This window comes from Lentilactobacillus kefiri (assembly GCF_009739535.1).
In the GTDB taxonomy this organism is placed as follows: Bacteria; Bacillota; Bacilli; order Lactobacillales; family Lactobacillaceae; genus Lentilactobacillus; species Lentilactobacillus kefiri.
In genome coordinates this window covers 688860-709196 of record NZ_CP029971.1, presented here as the reverse complement: position 1 = coordinate 709196, position 20337 = coordinate 688860, and the positions used below count along the sequence as shown (strand labels likewise).

The window sequence follows — 20337 nt, the reverse complement described above, 5'->3', positions numbered from 1 at the left end:
ATTGTTGACATCGTGTCACCAAGGCTTTATACTCGATTTATAGATTAATGACACGGTGTCATATAAGGAGAATGATCATGGTATCGAAAACATTTACCAATTTAAGCGTTGAAAAACAAACCAAGATTCGTCAGGCACTACTGAAAGAATTCTCAGCTGAACCTTTGGCAACTGCTCAAGTGGCGCCCATTGTAAAGACTGCTGGAATTGCCCGAGGCGCCTTTTATAAATATTTTGACGACTTAACCGATGCATATAAATACCTTTACGGCGTTGCGATGAGAGACATTCATAGTGAGATTAACAATGAAACTGGCGGCGTGTTTCAACCACAATTTTATTTGGATCAGGTGACGGGTTTTGTAAAGGGGGCCCGTGACAGTCAGTACTTTGGCTTAATTAAGATGCACCTGATGAAAAATGAATCGCTAATTTCTCAAGGAAGTGTGGATCCCAACACGGTTACAGCGCCTGAGTGGGCCACGATGATTTTAAGCCATGAGGCAATCAAACAGATTATTATCAATCCGGATTCACAATCAGTCATCATGAAGAAGCTTTCAGATGCACTGGATTTGTTGTCAGGGAAGGGGAACGCATAATGTATTTAGCTTTAAAAGAAATTCGACACGAAAAATTACGATATGGATTAATCATTTCGATGGTGGTCTTGATCGCCTACTTAATCTTTATCTTGACCAGTTTGGCATTCGGCCTTGCCGGTGAAAATACCCAGGCAATTAATTCATGGGATGCCAAAAGTATTGTTTTGAACAAGGATTCAAATATCAGTTTGACGCAGTCGACGATTACCAACGATCAGGCCAAAGATGCCAAATTATCATCCAAGGAGGCCGTGATTGGGTCAACACCGGTTGTTGCCAAGCACAAGGGCAAAGAGAAGATTTCGGCTTCATTTATTGGTGCTCGTAAATCCCAATTTATCATTAAAGATTTGAAGCTGACTTCAGGTCACAAAGCGCGTAATAACCATCAAATCGTGGTTGATGAAAAGTTCAAGACTGACGGCTACAAACTGGGTGACAAGGTGACTTTGAATTCGTTCAAGGACAAATACCAAATTGTCGGCTTTACCAAGAATGCTAAATTAAACGTTGCCCCAGTCGCATACGGAACCATGGCTACCTGGAAATACTTACGGGGAATTCCCAATGCGCCGGTTTCCGGAAGTGCCATTGTTTCTAAAAATGCCAAGTACAATGCCCATGATTCCCATTTGAAGACGTATTCGATGAATAAGTTTATTTCAAAGCTTCCCGGATATTCTGCTGAAAATACAACCTTTGGCTTTATGATTGGCTTTTTGATGATTATTTCGTTGGTCATTATCGCCGTGTTCCTGTACATTTTGACCATGCAGGCATTGCCAACGTATGCCGTATTAAGAGCTCAGGGAATTCCTGCCAGGGCACTTGTTTCAACAATTACTAGTCAGTCACTGATTTTAATGGCATCCGGCGTCGTGATCGGTGCACTTCTGGCGGCATTAACCGGATCGCTTTTGCCAGTGGGAGTCCCAATGGCGTTTAATATTCCGGTGCTCACTTGGATTTCAATTGGGTTGATGATCATGGGAGTCATTGGAGCGGCAATTCCTGCCCAAAAGATTGCGACCGTTGATCCTGTCAGTGTAATTGGAGGTTAATCATGTCAGTTATTGAATTAAAAAATATTAATAAGTATTTCGGAAGTGGCATTAGCAAAGTGCATGTTTTGAAAGATGTGAACTTTGCCGCGGATCGTGGGCAGCTTATTCTGGTCGTTGGCCCATCCGGTTCAGGGAAAAGTACCTTCTTAACCATTGCCGGCGGCTTACAGACACCAACTTCGGGTTCTGTCGAAGTGGAAGGCCAGCCAGTGGAAAAACTGACTAAAGGTCAGCGTGATAAATTACGATTGAACCGAGTCGGCTTTGTCCTTCAGTCGTATAACCTGGTGCCATATTTGAAGGTTAAAGAACAATTTGCATTTGTCGATAAGGTTAAGCGTGAAGGAAACTTGAGTAAGCAGGATTTGGATAATTTGCTGAAGCAGCTGGGAATCTCCCAACTTGTTGACAAGTTTCCCGGCGAGCTTTCCGGCGGTCAAACTCAACGAGTCGCAATTGCCGGAGCGTTATATGCCGATCCGGATATTGTGTTGGTGGACGAACCAACCGCTGCTTTGGATAGCGAAAAAGTGGCTGAGGTTGGCAAATTGTTTAAGGATCTCGCGGAAAGCAGAAATAAGGCGGTTGTGGTTGTAACCCATGATTTGCGGTTGCTGGATTTTGCGGACAAGACCTATGAGATCTTGGACGGTAAGATTAGTTTGAAGGATAAGGAACATGTGTTGGACCGTTAATATTGGACACAAATACAGGGATCAAGGATCTTGGTCAAATTAATTATCATTGACTCTCAATCTTACTTCATGGCATAATATAGATGTGCAATGAAGACAAATAATCAAAAAAGGGAACCCATGCGCGGGTTCCCTTTTTACATATTTTGGTTGCATTGCTAGCGATTGTTCAGCCAGTTGCTGAACAGTGCTACCACTATTCCTGCTAAAATTGCAACTACCATCTGTGTCAACAATGAAGACAAATAACCACCACCTCTCCTAGTTTCAAACAAACAGGTCAGCCCTTTAATGATACCGGAGATATATTCGCTTGTATAATGACTTTTTAGTAGGAGAACAATGAGTTGTAGTATTCCAAACGAGCTATGGTGTGTAACGTAGACCAATATCAAATATAAAAAAGTGAGCCTAATCAAGGTTCACTTTTTATATTTTCACTATGCTGATAAGCACTAAAAACTTCTCATCAATGATTATTGTTAGCAAGTGTCACAACGCTGGTGCTCGTAAGCTTACTATCATTGGTGACTTTTACCTGCCATGTTTGAATTCGTTGGCCAATCTGTAAAGGAACGGCATTGGCAATCAGCGTTCCACTGGAGACTGGATGTAAATGTTGAGTTGAAATATTAATTCCGACCGCATGATTATTGGCATCCAAATTTTCGTTCGCCCCAATTGAAGCGGCCGTCTCGGCAAGCACTGAGTTGATTCCTCCATGAACCAAGCCATACGGCTGCTTAATAAGATCGGTTACTGCTAGTGATATAATGACGTTAGTTTTGCTGCCAGAGACGGTTTGAATCCCCAGTAAATCGAGTAAGTTATTCAAATTTTCAACACTCCAATTTTGAAAGGATAGAGACATATGACTTCAGTTGATTGGCAACCCGTTAAAGAATACAAAGAAATTGTTTTTGAAAGAGCAGACAAAATTGCAAAAATCACTATGAATCGACCTAAAAAGATGAATGCTTTCACTCCCGTTACCATTCAAGAGATGATTGACGCATTCAATATCTGTCGTGATGATAGCACAATTGGCGTTATTATTCTAACCGGCGCCGGTGATAAGGCCTTTTCATCCGGCGGTGATCAAGGCGTTCGTGGAAATGGCGGCTATGTCGGACCTGACCATATTGCCCGCTTAAATGTGTTGGACTTGCAACATTTAATCAGAATTATTCCAAAGCCTGTCATTGCAATGGTTAAAGGTTGGTCAGTGGGCGGTGGCAATATTTTACAACTGGTTTGTGATTTAACAATTGCTGCCGATAATGCCCAATTTGGACAGACCGGGCCTAAAGTTGGTAGTTTTGACGCTGGATATGGCTCTGGTTATCTTGCACGAGTGATTGGCCACAAGCGGGCAAAAGAAGTTTGGTTCCTGAATCATTTCTATTCTGCTGAAGAAGCATTTCAGATGAATTGGATTAATAAAGTGGTTCCTTTAGCTGAGGTTGAATCGGCTACTCTTGATTGGTGTAATGAGATTCTCCAAAAATCACCAACTGCTTTACGATTTATTAAGGCGGCCATGAATGCTGATACAGATGGCTTGGCAGGGCTGCAACAGCTTGGTGGGGATGCAACCATGTTGTTTTATACCACTGATGAAGGTAAAGAAGGTCGGGATGCATTCAATGAAAAACGTAAGCCTGACTTTAATCAGTTTCCCAAATTTCCATAAAGAGGTTGAAACAGTTGGATAATTGGATTTTAAAACAAGCGTATTTAGTACCAAACAGAATTGCTGTGGATGATGGCAAAACTCAATTGACCTTTGCAAAACTGAAACAAGAGGTTATCAAGTTATCAGGACAATTAAAGACAGCAGATGTTTTAGAAGGTCAGCGAGTTGCCATTATGACCAGTAATTCGTTATCAGGATATCTGTTGGCATTGGCTATTCTGGGATCTAACCGGTCAATTGTCTGGATTAATTGGCGATTAAGTGACGAGGAAATTACACGTCAGTTAAAGGATAGCAATCCGAGTATGTGTCTGGTCGAAGATAAACTGTGGCGAGACAGCTTTCAGAAGGGGTTCATGAAATTCAGTTCCTTAATGAGAGTTCCGGCTGCAAATTATCAATTGGTAAGTGAATTTCATGACGAAGATGTTGCTAGTATTATGTATACTTCTGGAACGACAGGGCGACCGAAAGGTGTGATGCAGACCTTTGGAAACCATTTTGCTTCGGCAGTTTCTTCATCCTTGAATTTGGGATTGAGTGCTGAGGATGAATGGCTATGTGCGGTACCAATTTTTCATATCAGTGGATTTTCAATTATGATGCGAGGATTAATTTATGGAATGACGATCAGATTAGTCTCACACTTCCAGCCGGAAAATATCGATCAAATTTTGACAACAGAGCCGATATCCACCGTTTCTGTCGTTCCATACATGCTAAAAAAGTTGCTGACTTTGCGTGCTCAACACGATGTACCATATAACTCGAATTTTAGATGTATGCTTCTTGGTGGTGGTCCAATTGATCACCAAACGCTAAAGCTCTGCCAAAAGTATCGAATTCCAGTTGTTCAATCATATGGGATGACTGAAACATGTTCGCAAATTGTTGCTTTAAATTACGAAGATGCAGAGCGGAGAATTGGGTCCGTGGGTAAACCATTATTCTTAACACAGCTGAAGTTGGGTGAAAATCAGGAAATTCTGATCAAGACACCGGCGCTGACAAAAGGTTATTTGAATCGCTCGAATGCTTTGGAAAGCAAGAAAACGTCAGACGGTTGGTATAAGACCGGCGACATTGGCCATCTTGATAATGACGGCTTTCTGTATGTCGATGGTCGTATCGACGATATGATTATTTTCGCGGTGAGAATATTTTCCCAGATGAAATCGAGTCGGTCTATCTTGCAAGAAAAGAAGTTGATGAAATAGCCGTTGTTGGTGTGGATGATCCGGAATGGGGTCAGTCCCCGGTGGCGTTTGTTGTCAGTAAACATCCGATTTCTAAACAGAATTTAATTGATTATGGCCGTCAAAAGCTTGCACATTATAAAGTTCCACGTCAGTTTATTCAGATTTCTAAAATGCCTATGAATGCTGGCGGCAAGATCCAACGATTTAAACTCAAAAAGCTTTTGAAACAGTAATATTAATCCCTCTATTGGAAAACTTCCAATAGAGGGATTTTTTAGATTAACCTCGGTTTATTCTGGTATTGATAATTCTGCAGTTCATGTATACTTAGGCTACTAGCTAACCAAAATACCATTCATGATGAATGACTCGATGTAGGAGGAAAATTCAATGCGTACTTTACACTCAACACCAAAAGCCGATGGATACAGAATGCCAGCTGAGTTTGCCCGCCATCAGGGTGTCTATATGCTCTGGCCGGAGCGTCCGGACAATTGGCGCAATGGCGCAAAGCCGGCTCAGCATACCTTCGCTAATGTCGCAAAGGCAATTTCACAATTTGAACACGTTACCGTTGGCGTTTCTGATGAACAATATATCAACGCACGCCATATGTTGCCGGATGATGTTGAGGTTATTGAAATTTCCAGTAACGATTCATGGATTCGGGATTCTGGGCCAACTTTTGTTGTGAATGATGACGGTCAACTTCGTGGCGTTGATTGGACATTTAATGCATGGGGCGGCTTGGTCGACGGGCTATACTTTCCGTGGGATAAAGATGATCGCGTTGCCCAAAAAGTCATCGAGTTGGAGCGTACCGATCGTTATCGGTTGGATGACTTCGTGCTGGAAGGCGGCGCCATTCATGTTGATGGCGAGGGGACATTGATCACAACTGAGGAGTGTCTGCTGTCCAAGGGCCGCAATCCGCAATTATCAAAAGGACAGATTGAAGATGTCTTGAAGAAATATCTAAACGTCGAAAAGGTTATTTGGCTTAAACGGGGAATCTATTTGGACGAAACCAATGGTCACGTTGACAACATTGCTAACTTTGTAAAACCCGGGGTAGTTGTCTTGGCATGGACTGATGATAAAGATGACCCACAATATGAAATATCGAAAGAAAATGATGACATCTTACGTCATTCCACCGATGCCCGCGGGCGGAAAATTCAAGTTGAAAAGCTGTATGTTCCCAAGCCAGTGACAATTACCAAAGAAGAAAGTGAAGGCGTTGATGCAGTTGATGGCACTTTGCCTCGTCAGGAAGGCGATCGGCTGGCAGCCAGCTACGTCAATTACTACACCGCAAACGGCGGCATTGTTTTTCCAACCTTTGGTGATCCAAACGATGCCAGAGCTGAGAAGACGCTGCAAAGACTTTACCCTGACCGAAAGATTGTCGGTGTCTTCGCTCGAGAAATTATTCTTGGCGGTGGAAACATCCATTGCATCACCCAGCAGGTTCCGGCAAGCAAATAAATTCATGGGATACGAAAAATCAAACAAGTCAAAATAAAAAGCCCAGGCAACTGATTAACATCAATTGCTTAGGCTTATTTTTATGCTCTAGTTCTTTTTTTCTTCAAACAAAACTCGCTTACGCAGCTTTGGTGAATACTTCATTAACTTTAAGCGATCTGGGTTGTTCCGACGGTTCTTAGAAGTTAAGTATTCTTCGCCGGTTTCCTTATTGTGCATAATAACGTGAATTCTCATTATTTTCCCTCCTAGTTCAAAAAATGGTACACTTTACCTTTCTAAATATATAGCAATCTGTAAATTTGTCAAATCGAAATTACTGAGCTGGGACCAAATCGGCTTCTTTTTTGTCGCCACCACGAGCTCTCAAAGCCCATAAAATAGTGACGGTATCGACGACTTCTTGGAGCATTGCACCAAAGATTGCCGGAATAATTCCGAAGCTGGCAATCAGCATCAGAATTGTACAAATTGCAATTCCGATCAGAACAGATTCTTTTGCAACCCGCATGGTATCATCTGAAATTTGAACGGCTTTGCTGACCAAGCCAAGATCATCTTTTAAGACAACCGCGTCTGCAGATTCACTGGCAGCTGTCGCTCCGTGAGCCCCCATTGCAATTCCGACATCAGCGGTTGCAAGAGATGGCGCATCATTTACACCATCACCAACCATGACAACAGGGCGGTGCTTCTTTTCAACTTCCTTGAGAACTTCAATTTTTTCTTCTGGTAATCTTTCGGCATAAACTTTATCAATTCCGACACGATCGGCAATTTCCGATGCAATCGGTAATTGGTCGCCTGAAATCATCATGATCTGAGTGGCGCCTTGTTCATGCAGGCTGTCCATAACTGATTTAGCTTCTGGCCGTACCTGATCAGAGAATGCCACATAGCCAACATATTTGTCGTTGACAGAAACATAAACGGTGGTTTGATCGATTGTCTTAATTGGGTCGGGTGACACAAACGCCGCCTTCCCAACTTTGACTGTCTGGCCATTGATGGTTGCCTGGACTCCTTCAGCTGTCGTTTCAACCACGTTGGTTGCGGTTGGAATTCTGTCGGGAATTGGTGAAACCAACGAACGGGCCAGAATGTGACTTGATTGTTGCTCAGCACCTGCAGCCAATGATAAAACCTGTTCTCTTGTATAGCCTTCAGCTGCGTAAATCTTGCTGACAGTTAAATGGCCTTTGGTAATGGTTCCGGTTTTATCAAACGCAAAAGTTTTAGCATTTGATAACTTTTCAATAATTGTTCCGCTTTTAACGATAATACCGTTTCGGCTGGCTCGGCTCATCCCTGATACCAGTGCAATCGGTGCTGCTAAAATGAGTGGGCAGGGTGATGCGACAACCAGTACTTCGGCAAATCGGACCGGATCTCCGGCAAGGTACCATGCAATCCCGGCAATCACATACGCCATTAAAGTAAATGGAACGGCGTATTTATCAGCCATTCGAACAAAGTGGGCCGGCGTACTTTCAGCCTGCTTAACTAAGCGAATGATATTTTGGTACTGGGATTCATTGGCCGTCTTGTCAGCAATCATATCAAATGAAGAATCACCGTTAATCGATCCGGACATGACTGTCCCACCGGTTACTTTATCAATGGGCCGGGATTCACCAGTCAGTGAAGATTCGTCAACGGTTGTGGTTCCTTCGGTGATGGTTCCATCAACTGGGATAACTTCACCAGGCTTAACGACAACCCGGTCGCCGACTTTGACCTGGTCAATCTTAACATCTATAATTGAATCATCTTTTAACAGATGGGCAGATTGTGGTGAGTTTTCAAGCAGTGACTGCAATTCAGAGTTGGCTTTATTAGCCGCATAATCTTCAAGTGCATCACCACCGGTTAACATCAATAGGACAATCAACGCTGCCCAATATTCACCAACTGCGATCGTTGCAATTACCGCGGTAATTGCCAACAGGTCGACCCCAAATTTTCCTGATTTGAGCGTTTTGACCATGTCAATGAACATCAGCAGGGCAATTAATGATCCGACTGATGAGATGATAATCTGAGAATAAAGTGGTAGTCCAAAGACGAATTGTAGTATTAGGGCAATTGCGGCAACCGCTAAGACGCCAATCAATCTCATGTTATTGGTAAGTTTGTTCATATGGTAGATTGTAAAATTAATCCGAACGCTGTTCGGACAAAAAAGATCAGCTTCCTTTAAAATGGTGTTTACCACAAACCCATCTTTTAGGAGCTGATCTTTTGTCTAGTATAACCTATTCCGAACGAATTAAAATCGAAACCTTTTGTGAACTAGGGCTGTCCAATATCCAAATGGGCGTTCGGCTGAACCGATCACCGTCAACAATTTCTTATGAATTATCTCGATGTCAACCTTATCAGGCTGAATTAGCACAAACAGATGCCGAATACAAGCGATCACGATGTGGTCGGAAAACTAAGCTGAGCGATGAGTTAAAGCAAAAAATTCTCAACCATTTACGTCTAAGCTGGTCACCAGGAATGATTGCTCACGAATTTAAACTAGCTACTAAATCTATTTATAATTGGCTAAATCAGGGGAGAATTGGTTTCTCCTTGAATGATCTACCTGAACATGGCGTACGCCAACGGCGTAACGTTGACCAACGATCCAAATATAATCAATCTTTGGGGCGATCAATTGAACAGCGTCCCATGATGATTAATCAACGTAATCGCATCGGCGATTTTGAACTAGATACAGTCGTTGGTCCTCGTGGGCATAGTAAGGCAGTTTTATTAACTTTAATCGATCGCAAATCACGGTTCCTTTGGGCATACCGGTTAAAAGATCGGACGACAGCGACTGTTAATGAAGCCCTAACTAAGTTCCTAACCACTTTTAATGGTCCGGTGCACAGCTTTACTGTGGACCGTGGCACTGAGTTTAGTGGGCTAGTATCACTTGAATCACAATATGGTATTAAGACCTATTACTGCCATGCTTATACGCCAGCTGAACGTGGTAGTAATGAACGCTTTAATCGGAATTTACGTTATTTTTATCCTAAAGGGACTCGTTTTGAGCACATTAGTGCTCAAGATTTAACGACGACGTTACTCCAAATTAACCAGCGACCGCTTAAAATACTCGACTGGCAAACACCGTATCAGGTTATGCTGACAAATTTGTCCAAAAATTCGGATTAAATTTGCAATCTACCATATAGTACGCCTCCAATCAGAAATCTATTCTATCTAGATTATAACAGTTCTAAACTGTAAAAGCGAATAACAGCTACATCCATTGGTACATAAGGGATTAATCAAAAAAGGATTTTTGAAATCTACCTTCAAAAATCCTTTTTGTTTATTGTTTTAAATTCAACGTGACCATTGTGTAATTGGTCCGAACGTTGCTGATTTGATGTTTTGCTGAATGACCGTGTTTCTTAACGGTAATGACAGTGTGAACCGTTGATTGGGCCTTTTGGTAATTGGTCACAATCAACTTTGAGCCGCTTTTAAGCAGGTATTCCTTTTCGCCCACATTGGTTGAAATTGGATCGATATAGGCGCCGTGATGTCCAGCGGGTAAGTTGATCTTTAAGACAACGTGTTGAGACGAGAATCCCAAAGCGATCATTTGACTAAGGGTACAGGAAGAATAGGCAGCATCCCGATAAGAGTCACCGACTTTAACCGATTTGCTTCCCAAGGATTTCTGTAAACCGGTCAATGAAGTGCCCCGATAAACGGTCAGTGGTTTTGATAAATTAAAAGTTGCGATGGCGGAATTAATCTTAGAAATACTACCATCTACTTTGTTGGAAGCTGCCTGATCAGGAAATCTCAAAGCAGAGTTGATTTTGCTGTAGCCTTTGTCGGTATAATAACGGATCGCTTTAACTTGAGACTTGGTCAATCCCTTTGACCATTTCTTGGATGCAGCGGCCAGACGCTTGGCGGTTTGTTTGTTGTTTTTAAAACCTGCAGCATTATAAACGTAACTTTTTGGCTTAGCCAGCAGATACTGCTGAGTGTTACCGGGAACCTTGACGACACTGCCCTTCTTGGAATAAACCTTGTTTTGAACGGTTAGGGCAGTGTTCTTCGAAACAGTGAGTGGCTTATGCCGGCTGATTTTGCCGGACGAAAAGCGATAAAGTTTGGCTGTCCTTTTGGTGACCAGTTGTTGATGGCCAATGGTTTTAAACTTTACCCGATAAGATTTCGAAACCTTGGTAGATGTATTGCCTTGAATCTCCGTTTCGACAGAGTCGGCACTTACCGGGAGCTGAATTGACAGTCCAAGAATTGCAGCTGCTAATAGCGCTGACCTTTTAATTGATAGCATCGGTGCTCATCCCCTCCAAATAATATGCATCATTCTACACTGATCAGAATGTATTTCAAGTCATGACATAAATTGATTGCAAATTGGTAATGATCAATTCAGTATGCAGGGCAGAATAAAAGGTCACAAAAAAACCGGATCATTACCCGGCATTGCCGAAATAATCCAGTTTTTAAATTTTATATTCGTTATTATTTGGAAAGGTTGGTTAATGCTTCAAAGTCGTCATCGCTTAATTTGACGTTTGCAGCAGCCACGTTGTCTTCCAAATGAGCAATTGAACTGGTTCCTGGAATTGGCAGAATGTTTGGTGAACGCTTCAACAACCATGCCAATGCAATTTGAGCTTCGGAAACATTGTATTTCTTGGCAATTGCACTAAGTGGACTGTTTGCGCCGACTAATTTACCAGTGTCCAGTGGGAACCATGGTACAAAGGCCATATGTTGGCTCTCAGCGTAGTCAACGACATCATCGTCACCGTGGTTACCTACATTGTATAAGTTCTCTACAGCGTCAATTTTGGCGTATTTCTGAGCTTCCTTAATTTGGTCAACAGTTACTTGGCTCAAACCAATGTGCTTGATTTTTCCTTCGTCCTGCATCTTCTTTAGTTCACCAACTTGGTCGGCAACTGGGAAGTGGCTGTCAATTCGGTGAAGAAAGACCAAGTCTTCGTGGTCAAGCCCTAAAGTCATCATTGAAACCTCGACTTGCTGACGGAGATAGTTGGGTTCACCATGTGGTGTCCAGACATTTGGGCCTTGGCGGGTCTGACCAACTTTATCAGAGATAAAAATCTTGTCACGGTTGGCGGCGCCCTTCAAGCCTTCTGCCAAATAACGGTCCGCAAACCATGGGCCATATGAATCAGCCGTATCAAAGAAATTGATTCCAAGTTGGGTTGCTCGGGTAACGACATCTGCTGCCTTTGCAGGATCTGGGTATGGACCCCAGGTACCTTTGCCAGTCAGTTGCATTGTGCCGTAACCTAATCGATTCACAATAAACTGATCATCAAATTTATAAGTTCCAGAATTTGCTGCATTAAGTTCAGTCATCAATTCCACTTCTTTCTGGTGAATAAAATTTGGTACGTTTATATTTTCAATCGTGAAGGAATTGATGTCAATCAAACTGTTTAGAAATATAAGTATGCAAATTAATGATACGAACTGTAAAAATTCCGGCAAAGAATATTGTATACTTACATTGTTAGAATGAAGTATTATTGAAAATTTATAATGAGAATTCATACAGAAGGTGAAGAAATGGCAGCAAAATATTATGGCGTTATGATGGTCAACGTTCAAGGATTGGAACTGTTGATCGTGAATCTAAAGAACTTAAAGCCTTTAGAGCACGTCAAAAAAGATATCAATTTGGGCGATGATGTCTATCAAGACCAACCGGTTAAGTATGAATCAGTGAACAAAGTATCCGAAGCCTTGACCGGTTTTGTCCAGATCTTAAATGATTATGGTGTTGATAATTACAAATTATTTGGAAGCAGTGCCTTACACCAGGCCATTAATTCAGACTTTATTGCGGACCAACTATTTCTACATACTGGTCTTAATATTGAGTGGCTTTCAAGCAGTGAAGAAACATTTTATCGCAATCAAAATATTACTACCGAGCTGCGCAAAGATGGTGTGGATGATAAGCAAACTGTCTTTTTGGTGGGAATTACTTCTGGGAATACGGCAATTACCGAGTTCAACGATGGTAAATTTATCGGGTCAACCAGTTTTGCCTTAGGACCAATTAAGATTGCCGAAGATCTTCAAAGTTTGCGGGAAACCGCGCCAAATTCAATTGGACTGTTAAATGATTATATCGATTCCAAGTTGAATGATTTTTATATTGGTAATCCTGCCAGTGTGGTATCCAACAAGGTCCCAACAAAGATTATTTTACTTGGGTCGTTACCGATGCAGCGGCTGGTTGAAAACTACAATCATTCAGAAGTTGGCGAAACAATTACTGCTGCCCGCTTCGATGATATGGTTGATGATTTAGTGGATGCTTCAGACCAATACCTGATTGAAAGATTGCAAGTCGAACCGGACTATATTCCATTGGTTCTTCCAGAGCTTTTACTTACACGAAGAATTTTACGATTAACCAATGCCGTTGAAATCGGCTTTTCAGATTCTGGTGTGGTTGATGGGCTTGTTAATCAGGAAGCACTTGAACGTGGTTATTCAAAGCTTGATTTCACATCTGAAATTGTTCGACTGGCACTTAACTTGTCGGAACATTATGATGTTGAGCCGGTCCACCGGGATTTGGTCACCAAATTTTGCCTGCATCTATTCGATCAATTGAAGCCGCTTCACCAATTGGGACGTCATGAACGACTCCTTTTGGAAATTGCTTCAATTTTGCATGATTCCGGTAATTATATTGGGATCCATGAACATTATCTGCATTCGGAATACATCATTCTTCATTCAGAAATTATTGGTTTGTCAAAGGATGACATTCGGGTTATTGCCGCAATTGCCCGGTATCACAGCTCAACGACGCCTAACGAAGATTTGATTCACTTCCAGCATATTTCAGCTGATAGCCGACGTTTGATTGCCAAGTTAGCCGCAATTCTGCGTTTGGCTGATGCTTTGGACGACGATCGTCAGCAAAAGATTAAGAAGATTTCAGTTTCAATTAAAGAAACCAAAGTTGTTATTACCGTCTTCAGCAATGCAAACTTGGCTTATGAAAATTGGATTTTTAATACCAAAAGTCATTTCTTCACGGAAGCATATGGCTATAACGCGGTTCTCAAACAAAGGGGAGTTAAAGCGAAATGACAGAACAAATTGATTTTAAAAACCCGGCATACTTTGATAACCGGGAACTCAGTTGGCTAGATTTTAACGAACGTGTTTTGGAAGAAGCACGTGACAAGAATAATCCGTTGCTTGAACGGGCAAAGTTCTTGGGAATTACTCAAAGCAACCTTGATGAATGGGTCATGGTCCGAGTGGCTTCACTGGCAAAACTGGTCGAAGTTAAGTGGGATGGCCGGGATTCATCCGGACGAACACCTGAGGAACAATTGCGGGATGTAAACGCCAAGGCGCATAAGATGCTGATTCGTCAATACAGCACTTTGAACCGTTCATTGCTCCCGGCACTGAGCCAAGTTGGTATCCGACTGCTCAAGATAGAAGACCTCAATGCGGAACAGTATCAGTTCATCAAAGGGTACTTCCATGATGAACTTTATCCTGTTTTGACACCAATGGCGGACGACAGTTCACGACCATTTCCGTTCATTAACAACGATTCACTTAATTTATCACTTCGATTAAATAAAAAAGATGATGAAGGCGGCAAGACATTGTATGCCACCCTTCAAGTTCCAAGTATTTTCTCACGGGTGGTTAAGCTGCCTGGCGGTGAAAACGACTTTATTTTGATTGAAGATATTATCAAGGAATTTGTTGATCAGCTGTTTATCAACTATAAAATTAAAGAAGTCTCAGTCTTCCGGGTTATCCGTGATATGGATTTGGATGTTGCTGAAGAAGATACTTCCGATCTGCTTAAGAAAGTGCAACAACAACTTAAGCTCCGTGAACACGGCCAGGTCATTCGACTGGAAGTCGACTCAACCATCAGTAACAAGCTTCGCAAGCGTTTGGTTAAAGAGCTCCAGACCGCTGAAGATTCTGTCTATGAAGTCAACGGTCCTCTGGATCTGACCTTCATGACCAAGTTGGCCAGCAAGGTTGTTAACCATGACGACTTGAAATATCAACCATACGAACCTTATCAACCTGCTGCTTTGAATTCAGATCATAATATTTTTGAAGCTATTCAAAAACATGACTGGTTGATGCAGCACCCATACGATAAATTTGATTCAGTTGTTGAATTTATCCGTCAGGCATCAATTGACAGTGAAGTTCTTGCCATTAAGATGACCTTGTACCGGGTTTCCGGTGATTCACCAATCATCAAGTACTTGGGACGAGCCGCTCAAAATGGTAAGCAGGTTACTGTATTAGTTGAAGTTAAAGCTCGGTTTGACGAGGAAAATAACGTTCACTGGGCCCGTCAACTTGAAAAGATGGGTTGTCATGTAATTTATGGCCTGGTTGGTCTGAAGACCCACTCCAAGCTGTCGTTAGTTGTTCGTCGTGAAGAAAATGGGATTCGCCGTTATGTTCACATGGGAACTGGTAACTATAACGATGTTACCGCCCACTTCTACACTGATTTGGCATTATTAACCTGCAACACAGATATCGGTATTGATGTCACAAATATCTTTAATATGCTTTCAGGATATTCACGGCCACCATACTTCCATCAACTTCACATTTCACCAAATGGAATCCGTGAGTTTATCACTGATCGACTTGATGAAGCAATTAAATACGCCAAAGACGGCCGGCCAGCTCATGTTCAAATGAAGATGAACTCACTGTCAGACCAAGAAATGATTTCCAAATTGTATGAAGCATCTCATGCCGGCGTTAAAATTGATCTGATTGTTCGTGGAATTTGCTGCTTAAGAACCGGTATCAAAGATGTCAGTGAAAACATCACGGTTCATTCAATCGTTGGCCGTTTCCTCGAACACAGCCGAATTTACATGTTTAATTATGATGGTGAACAGTCAGTTTATCTGTCCAGTGCCGACTTAATGACCCGGAACTTGAACCGACGAGTTGAGCAGTTGTTCCCAGTTCTCCAGCCTGATTTGGCAAAGAGAGTGGTAGACATCTACACAACAATGTGGAATGATAATGTTAAGACCAGAACATTGGATAAAGATGGTGTTTACAAACGAGTCGACCGAAGAGGCCGTGAACCATTGGACTGCCAGGAATACTTTGCAGCTCAAGCAACTAAATTATCAAAGGCTCAACAACGCGAAGCCCGTCCAAAGAGCGATACGCATTTTCAACCAATGATGAGTCCGCAGAATCAACCTGATCCGTTAAACGATGAAGATGGGAGAGACAAGGACTAATGGAAAATCTAGCAGTAATTGATTTGGGATCCAACTCAGTTCGAATGACAATCAATCGAATCAGTAACGATGGCTCTTATGAGACGGTTACCGAAGAAAAGGAATACGTTCGTTTGTCTGAGAATATGGGTGTCAAAAAAATTCTTCAACCAGAAGCAATCGAGAGAACAATCTCCGCTTTGAAAGGTTTCAAAGCGATCTATTCGAAACTTAATCACTTGAAAATTGTTGCAGTTGCAACTGCGGCTGTTCGACAGGCGACTAACCAGAAACAATTTTTGAAGCGGGTCAAAAACGATATTGGCATTAGTTTGAATGTCATTTCCGGAACTCGCGAAGCTTATTTGGATTATGTCGGTGTCAGTGAAACTTTACCTGCTACCAACGCGGTGATTCTTGATACCGGTGGTGCCAGCGCGGAGATTGTCCTGGTTCAAAATGGTAAAGTCAGCAATTTGATTAGTATCCCAATCGGTTCTGTTACTTTATCTTCTAAGTTCGACTTAGCTGATGAGATTTCACCAGCAGAGGTTTTCAAAGCAATGATCTTTGTAAATAAGATTTTTCAAAGTGTTTGGTGGCTGCGTAACGGCTTGAACCTGCCAATTATTGGGTTGGGCGGAAGCAACCGCACACTTGCCAAAATTAATCGGCGCTTTAATAACCTGTTGGATACCAACGATATTCACGGCTATCAGCTTAGGGATGATTCCATTAATCAAACCTTTGAAAAGATCATTGGAATGAATCTTGTGGAACGCAAAAAGGTTCCCGGCATCAATAAAGAACGGGCCGACATTATTGTTGGCGGCTTAATTCCCGTTATTTTGTTGATGAACTACTTGGATTCGGACCGGATTATGTTTTCAAAGAGTGGTTTGCGTGAAGGAATTCTATCTGAAAGACTTCATGAAATTATTCAGGAAAATATTAAAGAACAAGAGAAACAACAAAGTTGAGTTCGGACTTGTTCAAAACGACATTTAAAAAGGACTTCCAGCAAAATCTGCATTTTGTTGGAAGTCCTTTTTGGTTAGCAATTATTTAGTTGTTTTAGTATCGGTGCCACTCAGTCTTTCAAAGAATAACAAATGCTTCTTAGAGAACCAGTCGATGAGTAAATCAACGAAAACGAGAAGGAGCAGAAATGACATGATCAAAAGCCAATGCATAATGTCAGTTAATTGAGGAGTGGGTGCGGTACCTGTCATGTTCAAGAGTCGGATCACGGTGGCAAACAAACCGCCGATGATGCCGTAACCAAAGAAATTCCGAATTAATAGCCTGAACCAACCGGCTTTTTGTCCCTGAAGGTTGACAATCTTGAGGCCAACCAGCCGCATTCCGATTGTTCGTTGAGTGAGGAATTCAAATCCTAGAATAAAGATGACGAAACAAATCAGGGTGCTTATCCAGTCAACTTTGATAACCGTATCCAAAATGCCACTGATGATACCAATAATGATCCAGTCAACCAGCAGGGCGGCCGTTCTCCTAATCGGTGAAACATTCTTGCTGAGGGCCATGGTTCGCGCTGTAACGGCTTGTTTGGTAGGTAAAAAGCGGCCAAGCAGCTGGGCACCCCAGGCTCCGATAATCCCACCAGTCGTGTTTAACAGCAGATCATCGACATCGAATAAACGGTATGGCCGTGGGTAGATGCCATAAAGACCAGTTATTTGAGTAACTTCAAAGAACAGTGAGAGGCAAAAACTCAGCAGAATGGTCTGCTTCCATGAACGTTGGAAATAGTAATGCAGATAAAAACCGAATGGAACCGTCAGAAAAATATTAAAGACCGGTTGAATGACCGTGGGTGCCTTTAAGGCCGCAACCCAAGTTCCGGGATGCGTTAAAGAGAACGGATTGTATTTCATGAATTCTCTAACAAATGTAAATGGAACAAAATTATGTGTTGGTGTCGTCAAGTGAGCCACATACGACTGAGAAGGCAGTGGTAAAATCGTTAAAAAGTAGGCACACATCATGTAGAAAACAAATGTATAAAGCATGAAGATACTCCACTTTGGTAAGGCACCATATTTGTGATAATTAATCAGTAACATGGGTAAGGTAATAAAAATGGCTAATATTGGAAAAAGAATTGCAGCAGTATAAATAACGTTAATATATGATGACATAAAAATCTCCTGAACTTTTATTTAATTGGGCTGATTGGTGAAAACGCAGCAGTGACTCCCATGAGAATTGCGATTATGATGATTAAGCTAAAAATGGCAATGTTCCAACGCTTGTTCATCACAAGAAATGCCAAGTGTTCCCGGATGACGGCATTGGGAAGAAAGTAAAACGGTGTTGGAGCGCCAACCCCAAAAGCCGGGAACTTAAGCTTCCGAGCATAAATTCCGGCACGCAAAGTGTGGTAATTGTTGCTGACAAAAATGACTTTACTGTTCTTTTTACCGGAGTCTTTCTCGATGATTTCCCGTGAGAACTTGAGGTTTTGCAGGGTATTGACCGATTTGGCTTCAATCAGCGTATCACTTTCGGGAATTCCGTGATCCAAGGCATACTTTTGCATTGCTTCCCCCTCAGGCAACAGTTCGTCACCGCCTTGGCCACCGGAAAAGACAAGCTTGGGGTGTTTGCCGGTTTCTTTAATTTCTTGTTGATAAAACTGAATTGCTTTATCGATTCGGTTTCCCAACAGTCGACCGACTTTGTAGCCGTCAATTAAGCCGGCACCCAAAACGATGATGTAATCCTTGTCTTTCTTAGGAAAATACAGTCGGTACAATAAAATTGATGTGATCGTATTCCACACTGTCAATAAAACATAACCAATCAACAGTGTTAAGAAGGTTGTCATAAAGGCTTGTAATGGAGCTGGTCCAAATGAGGGATAAAACAGTAAAAGGGCATCTACACCGACAACCCCGATGCCGGCGATTAAGGTCAGGGAACTGCTAAGACTGTGGCCTTCACGTTTCCAGACGATAAAAGCGTTGATAAAGAAAAAAATAAAACTTAACGTCAGTCCTAAAAAGACAGCCAGGCCAACGACAATAATCACGGTACTGAAGACCACAACCCAGAACCAATTGTTATTATACAAAGAAATCAGTTGCACCAGGGCAATTAACAGGACCAGCAAGGTCAGGTTGGCAAGTGCACCCAACATTAAGGAATTCCTTCGTTTAATTAAATATGTACAGAATAGTCCAATCAATACAGCCAGAACAACCAACGTTGGCAATAGGATCGACATTGACATTAGAGACACCTCGTTTTTACGGTGTAATGAAACCCACCATTTTTGCTACACAATAATAACATATTATCTATAATAACAGAAAAAAACACCAGGCACTCAATTAAGGTGCTTGGTGAATGTGTATCCGATTATGCTGTTATGTCTGTGTTCCGCTGTTCAAGTAAGTCGGTAAGCAGCGTCTTTCTGGCTTCTCTTGGTAGGAAGCTGCGGATTCCCTCTTCACTAAAGCCGACCTGCAGCTGCCGATCGTCAAAGATCAACGGCCGTCTAATGAGATCAGGATATTTGACCATTAAGTCAATTAGTTGAGACACACGTAAATTATCAAAGTTGATCTTAAGCTTCTTAAAGCTGTGACAGCGTTTGGAAATCAGATCATCACTGCCGTTTTCAGATAGTCGTAGAATTTGCTTCAAGTCTTCAGCGCTTAACGGTCGTTTTGAGATATCCCGTTTCTTAAACTGAATATCATGACTCTTCAGCCACTTTTCTGCTCGTCTGCTTGAAGAACTACTGGGTGCTACATATAAATTTAGCATTGTTGTCAACTCCTTTAAATGCTGTGACGACAATTCGATTCATCCATCGGTTCATGAACCTATCCCCACTTTAATTATATCATATACATAATTAAAGTCAAATGCACACTATAAGATATTAATTAAATTAGTATTGTCAAAGATTAGGCTTCAATCATGAAATATTTCCGGCGTTTTACAAAATAGTAGCGTTTTTCTTAAGACTCAGCAGCGAATTGGAAAGATTGATTCAATTTAAGCTTGAGTTAAGTTGGCGACAGTAATCTATAAACAATCAAATGAGAAGGAAGGGATGCAGGCATCATTACCAGTCATTAAGGATAAAGTGAATGACATCTCAATTGAATTTGAGAATATCGAAGAAAGTCTCCTCCAAGATTTCTTTCTTCAAGTAAATAGTTACCTAAAAATATCGTTGAAAGGAAGGATTTAAATGAATCGAAAAAGGATTTATTATACGTCGGGGATTACCGCTGCTGCGGTTGTGATGGTTATTGCAGGTAGGATG

General features: G+C 41.8%; 19 protein-coding genes and 1 pseudogene. 11 read left to right on the top strand and 9 right to left on the bottom strand.

What is annotated here, in order from left to right; all coding sequences use genetic code 11:
- Positions 1 to 77 precede the first annotated feature (77 nt).
- The 3 genes from DNL43_RS03650 to DNL43_RS03640 are packed head-to-tail and all read left to right on the top strand — an operon-like array spanning position 78 to position 2364.
- Positions 78 to 602 (top strand): TetR/AcrR family transcriptional regulator, encoded by a 525-nt coding sequence (locus tag DNL43_RS03650; RefSeq protein ID WP_056981806.1) that lies wholly within the window; start codon positions 78 to 80, stop codon positions 600 to 602.
- Complete coding sequence (locus DNL43_RS03645; RefSeq protein WP_056981808.1) at positions 602 to 1666, top strand: ABC transporter permease; 1065 nt, start codon at positions 602 to 604, stop codon at positions 1664 to 1666. Before DNL43_RS03650 ends, DNL43_RS03645 begins: the two co-directional genes overlap by 1 nt.
- Before the next feature lie 2 nt (positions 1667 to 1668).
- Entirely contained in the window at positions 1669 to 2364 is a 696-nt protein-coding gene (locus tag DNL43_RS03640; protein WP_109249118.1) for an ABC transporter ATP-binding protein, read from the top strand.
- Positions 2365 to 2522: 158 nt separating this feature from the next.
- Here DNL43_RS03640 and DNL43_RS12355 read toward each other — a convergent pair whose 3' ends face one another.
- Complete coding sequence (locus DNL43_RS12355; RefSeq protein ID WP_225364699.1) at positions 2523 to 2588, bottom strand: type I toxin-antitoxin system Fst family toxin; 66 nt, start codon at positions 2586 to 2588, stop codon at positions 2523 to 2525.
- Positions 2589 to 2833: 245 nt separating this feature from the next.
- Positions 2834 to 3199 (bottom strand): PaaI family thioesterase, encoded by a 366-nt coding sequence (locus DNL43_RS03630; protein WP_082619723.1) that lies wholly within the window; start codon positions 3197 to 3199, stop codon positions 2834 to 2836.
- A 36-nt stretch (positions 3200 to 3235) separates the two neighbouring features.
- On the opposite strand from DNL43_RS03630, the gene menB reads away from it, so the two are divergent.
- The 3 genes and pseudogenes from menB to aguA all read left to right on the top strand — a co-directional run bounded on the left by menB (position 3236) and on the right by aguA (position 6747).
- Positions 3236 to 4057, top strand: a complete 822-nt coding sequence (gene menB / locus DNL43_RS03625) for a 1,4-dihydroxy-2-naphthoyl-CoA synthase (protein ID WP_056981810.1) — start codon at positions 3236 to 3238, stop codon at positions 4055 to 4057.
- A gap of 14 nt (positions 4058 to 4071) precedes the next feature.
- Positions 4072 to 5492, top strand: a pseudogene (locus DNL43_RS03620) (o-succinylbenzoate--CoA ligase).
- Between the two features lie 157 nt (positions 5493 to 5649).
- On the top strand, positions 5650 to 6747 hold the full coding sequence (gene aguA, locus DNL43_RS03615) for an agmatine deiminase (protein ID WP_056981811.1): 1098 nt from the start codon (positions 5650 to 5652) through the stop codon (positions 6745 to 6747).
- Between the two features lie 87 nt (positions 6748 to 6834).
- On the opposite strand, the gene rpmG is transcribed toward aguA, so the two are convergent.
- Both rpmG and DNL43_RS03605 read right to left on the bottom strand, forming a co-directional pair.
- The gene (rpmG, locus tag DNL43_RS03610) at positions 6835 to 6984 is read right to left on the bottom strand and encodes a 50S ribosomal protein L33 (RefSeq protein ID WP_054769682.1); all 150 of its coding nucleotides are present in this window, start codon (positions 6982 to 6984) and stop codon (positions 6835 to 6837) included.
- 79 nt (positions 6985 to 7063) lie between these two features.
- Positions 7064 to 8887, bottom strand: coding sequence for a heavy metal translocating P-type ATPase (locus DNL43_RS03605; protein ID WP_095345007.1), 1824 nt, complete (start codon positions 8885 to 8887; stop codon positions 7064 to 7066).
- 101 nt (positions 8888 to 8988) lie between these two features.
- Here DNL43_RS03605 and DNL43_RS03600 point away from each other — a divergent pair, with 101 nt between their 5' ends.
- Positions 8989 to 9918 carry an IS30-like element ISLpl1 family transposase gene (locus tag DNL43_RS03600; protein WP_003561810.1) on the top strand — a complete coding sequence of 310 codons (930 nt, stop codon included), beginning with the start codon at positions 8989 to 8991 and terminating at the stop codon, positions 9916 to 9918.
- A 160-nt stretch (positions 9919 to 10078) separates the two neighbouring features.
- Here DNL43_RS03600 and DNL43_RS03595 read toward each other — a convergent pair whose 3' ends face one another.
- Positions 10079 to 11065, bottom strand: coding sequence for an ADP-ribosyltransferase (locus DNL43_RS03595; protein WP_056981815.1), 987 nt, complete (start codon positions 11063 to 11065; stop codon positions 10079 to 10081).
- A gap of 191 nt (positions 11066 to 11256) precedes the next feature.
- Positions 11257 to 12126 (bottom strand): aldo/keto reductase, encoded by an 870-nt coding sequence (locus DNL43_RS03590; protein WP_054769221.1) that lies wholly within the window; start codon positions 12124 to 12126, stop codon positions 11257 to 11259.
- A 210-nt stretch (positions 12127 to 12336) separates the two neighbouring features.
- Between DNL43_RS03590 and DNL43_RS03585 the strand changes: the two genes are divergently transcribed.
- The 3 genes from DNL43_RS03585 to ppx are packed head-to-tail and all read left to right on the top strand — an operon-like array spanning position 12337 to position 17014.
- Positions 12337 to 13881 (top strand): Ppx/GppA phosphatase family protein, encoded by a 1545-nt coding sequence (locus DNL43_RS03585; protein ID WP_056981817.1) that lies wholly within the window; start codon positions 12337 to 12339, stop codon positions 13879 to 13881.
- Positions 13878 to 16055 carry an RNA degradosome polyphosphate kinase gene (locus DNL43_RS03580; protein ID WP_056981819.1) on the top strand — a complete coding sequence of 726 codons (2178 nt, stop codon included), beginning with the start codon at positions 13878 to 13880 and terminating at the stop codon, positions 16053 to 16055. The genes DNL43_RS03585 and DNL43_RS03580 overlap by 4 nt, the downstream gene beginning before the upstream one ends.
- The gene (ppx, locus tag DNL43_RS03575) at positions 16055 to 17014 is read left to right on the top strand and encodes an exopolyphosphatase (RefSeq protein ID WP_054769220.1); all 960 of its coding nucleotides are present in this window, start codon (positions 16055 to 16057) and stop codon (positions 17012 to 17014) included. The genes DNL43_RS03580 and ppx overlap by 1 nt, the downstream gene beginning before the upstream one ends.
- A gap of 81 nt (positions 17015 to 17095) precedes the next feature.
- Here ppx and DNL43_RS03570 read toward each other — a convergent pair whose 3' ends face one another.
- The 3 genes from DNL43_RS03570 to spx form a co-directional block, all read right to left on the bottom strand.
- Positions 17096 to 18196 carry a VanZ family protein gene (locus DNL43_RS03570; RefSeq protein WP_054769219.1) on the bottom strand — a complete coding sequence of 367 codons (1101 nt, stop codon included), beginning with the start codon at positions 18194 to 18196 and terminating at the stop codon, positions 17096 to 17098.
- Positions 18197 to 18213: 17 nt separating this feature from the next.
- Positions 18214 to 19284, bottom strand: a complete 1071-nt coding sequence (locus DNL43_RS03565) for a YdcF family protein (protein ID WP_056981889.1) — start codon at positions 19282 to 19284, stop codon at positions 18214 to 18216.
- Positions 19285 to 19418: 134 nt separating this feature from the next.
- The gene (gene spx / locus DNL43_RS03560; RefSeq protein ID WP_054769218.1) at positions 19419 to 19829 is read right to left on the bottom strand and encodes a transcriptional regulator Spx; all 411 of its coding nucleotides are present in this window, start codon (positions 19827 to 19829) and stop codon (positions 19419 to 19421) included.
- Between the two features lie 250 nt (positions 19830 to 20079).
- Between spx and DNL43_RS12065 the strand changes: the two genes are divergently transcribed.
- Positions 20080 to 20262: a hypothetical protein gene (locus DNL43_RS12065; protein ID WP_054769217.1), complete on the top strand. Its 183-nt coding sequence runs from the start codon at positions 20080 to 20082 to the stop codon at positions 20260 to 20262.
- Positions 20263 to 20337: the final 75 nt, after the last annotated feature.

Coding starts and splice junctions, on each gene's coding strand:
- DNL43_RS03645 (WP_056981808.1), top strand. CDS start 602: ATGTATTTAGCTTTAAAAGAAATTCGACACGAAAAATTACGATATGGA.
- DNL43_RS03605 (WP_095345007.1), bottom strand. CDS start 8,887: ATGAACAAACTTACCAATAACATGAGATTGATTGGCGTCTTAGCGGTT.
- DNL43_RS03580 (WP_056981819.1), top strand. CDS start 13,878: ATGACAGAACAAATTGATTTTAAAAACCCGGCATACTTTGATAACCGG.
- aguA (WP_056981811.1), top strand. CDS start 5,650: ATGCGTACTTTACACTCAACACCAAAAGCCGATGGATACAGAATGCCA.
- DNL43_RS03650 (WP_056981806.1), top strand. CDS start 78: ATGGTATCGAAAACATTTACCAATTTAAGCGTTGAAAAACAAACCAAG.
- DNL43_RS03640 (WP_109249118.1), top strand. CDS start 1,669: ATGTCAGTTATTGAATTAAAAAATATTAATAAGTATTTCGGAAGTGGC.
- DNL43_RS03595 (WP_056981815.1), bottom strand. CDS start 11,065: ATGCTATCAATTAAAAGGTCAGCGCTATTAGCAGCTGCAATTCTTGGA.
- DNL43_RS03570 (WP_054769219.1), bottom strand. CDS start 18,196: ATGTCATCATATATTAACGTTATTTATACTGCTGCAATTCTTTTTCCA.
- DNL43_RS03565 (WP_056981889.1), bottom strand. CDS start 19,284: ATGTCGATCCTATTGCCAACGTTGGTTGTTCTGGCTGTATTGATTGGA.
- spx (WP_054769218.1), bottom strand. CDS start 19,829: ATGCTAAATTTATATGTAGCACCCAGTAGTTCTTCAAGCAGACGAGCA.
- DNL43_RS03590 (WP_054769221.1), bottom strand. CDS start 12,126: ATGACTGAACTTAATGCAGCAAATTCTGGAACTTATAAATTTGATGAT.
- ppx (WP_054769220.1), top strand. CDS start 16,055: ATGGAAAATCTAGCAGTAATTGATTTGGGATCCAACTCAGTTCGAATG.
- rpmG (WP_054769682.1), bottom strand. CDS start 6,984: ATGAGAATTCACGTTATTATGCACAATAAGGAAACCGGCGAAGAATAC.
- menB (WP_056981810.1), top strand. CDS start 3,236: ATGACTTCAGTTGATTGGCAACCCGTTAAAGAATACAAAGAAATTGTT.
- DNL43_RS03585 (WP_056981817.1), top strand. CDS start 12,337: ATGGCAGCAAAATATTATGGCGTTATGATGGTCAACGTTCAAGGATTG.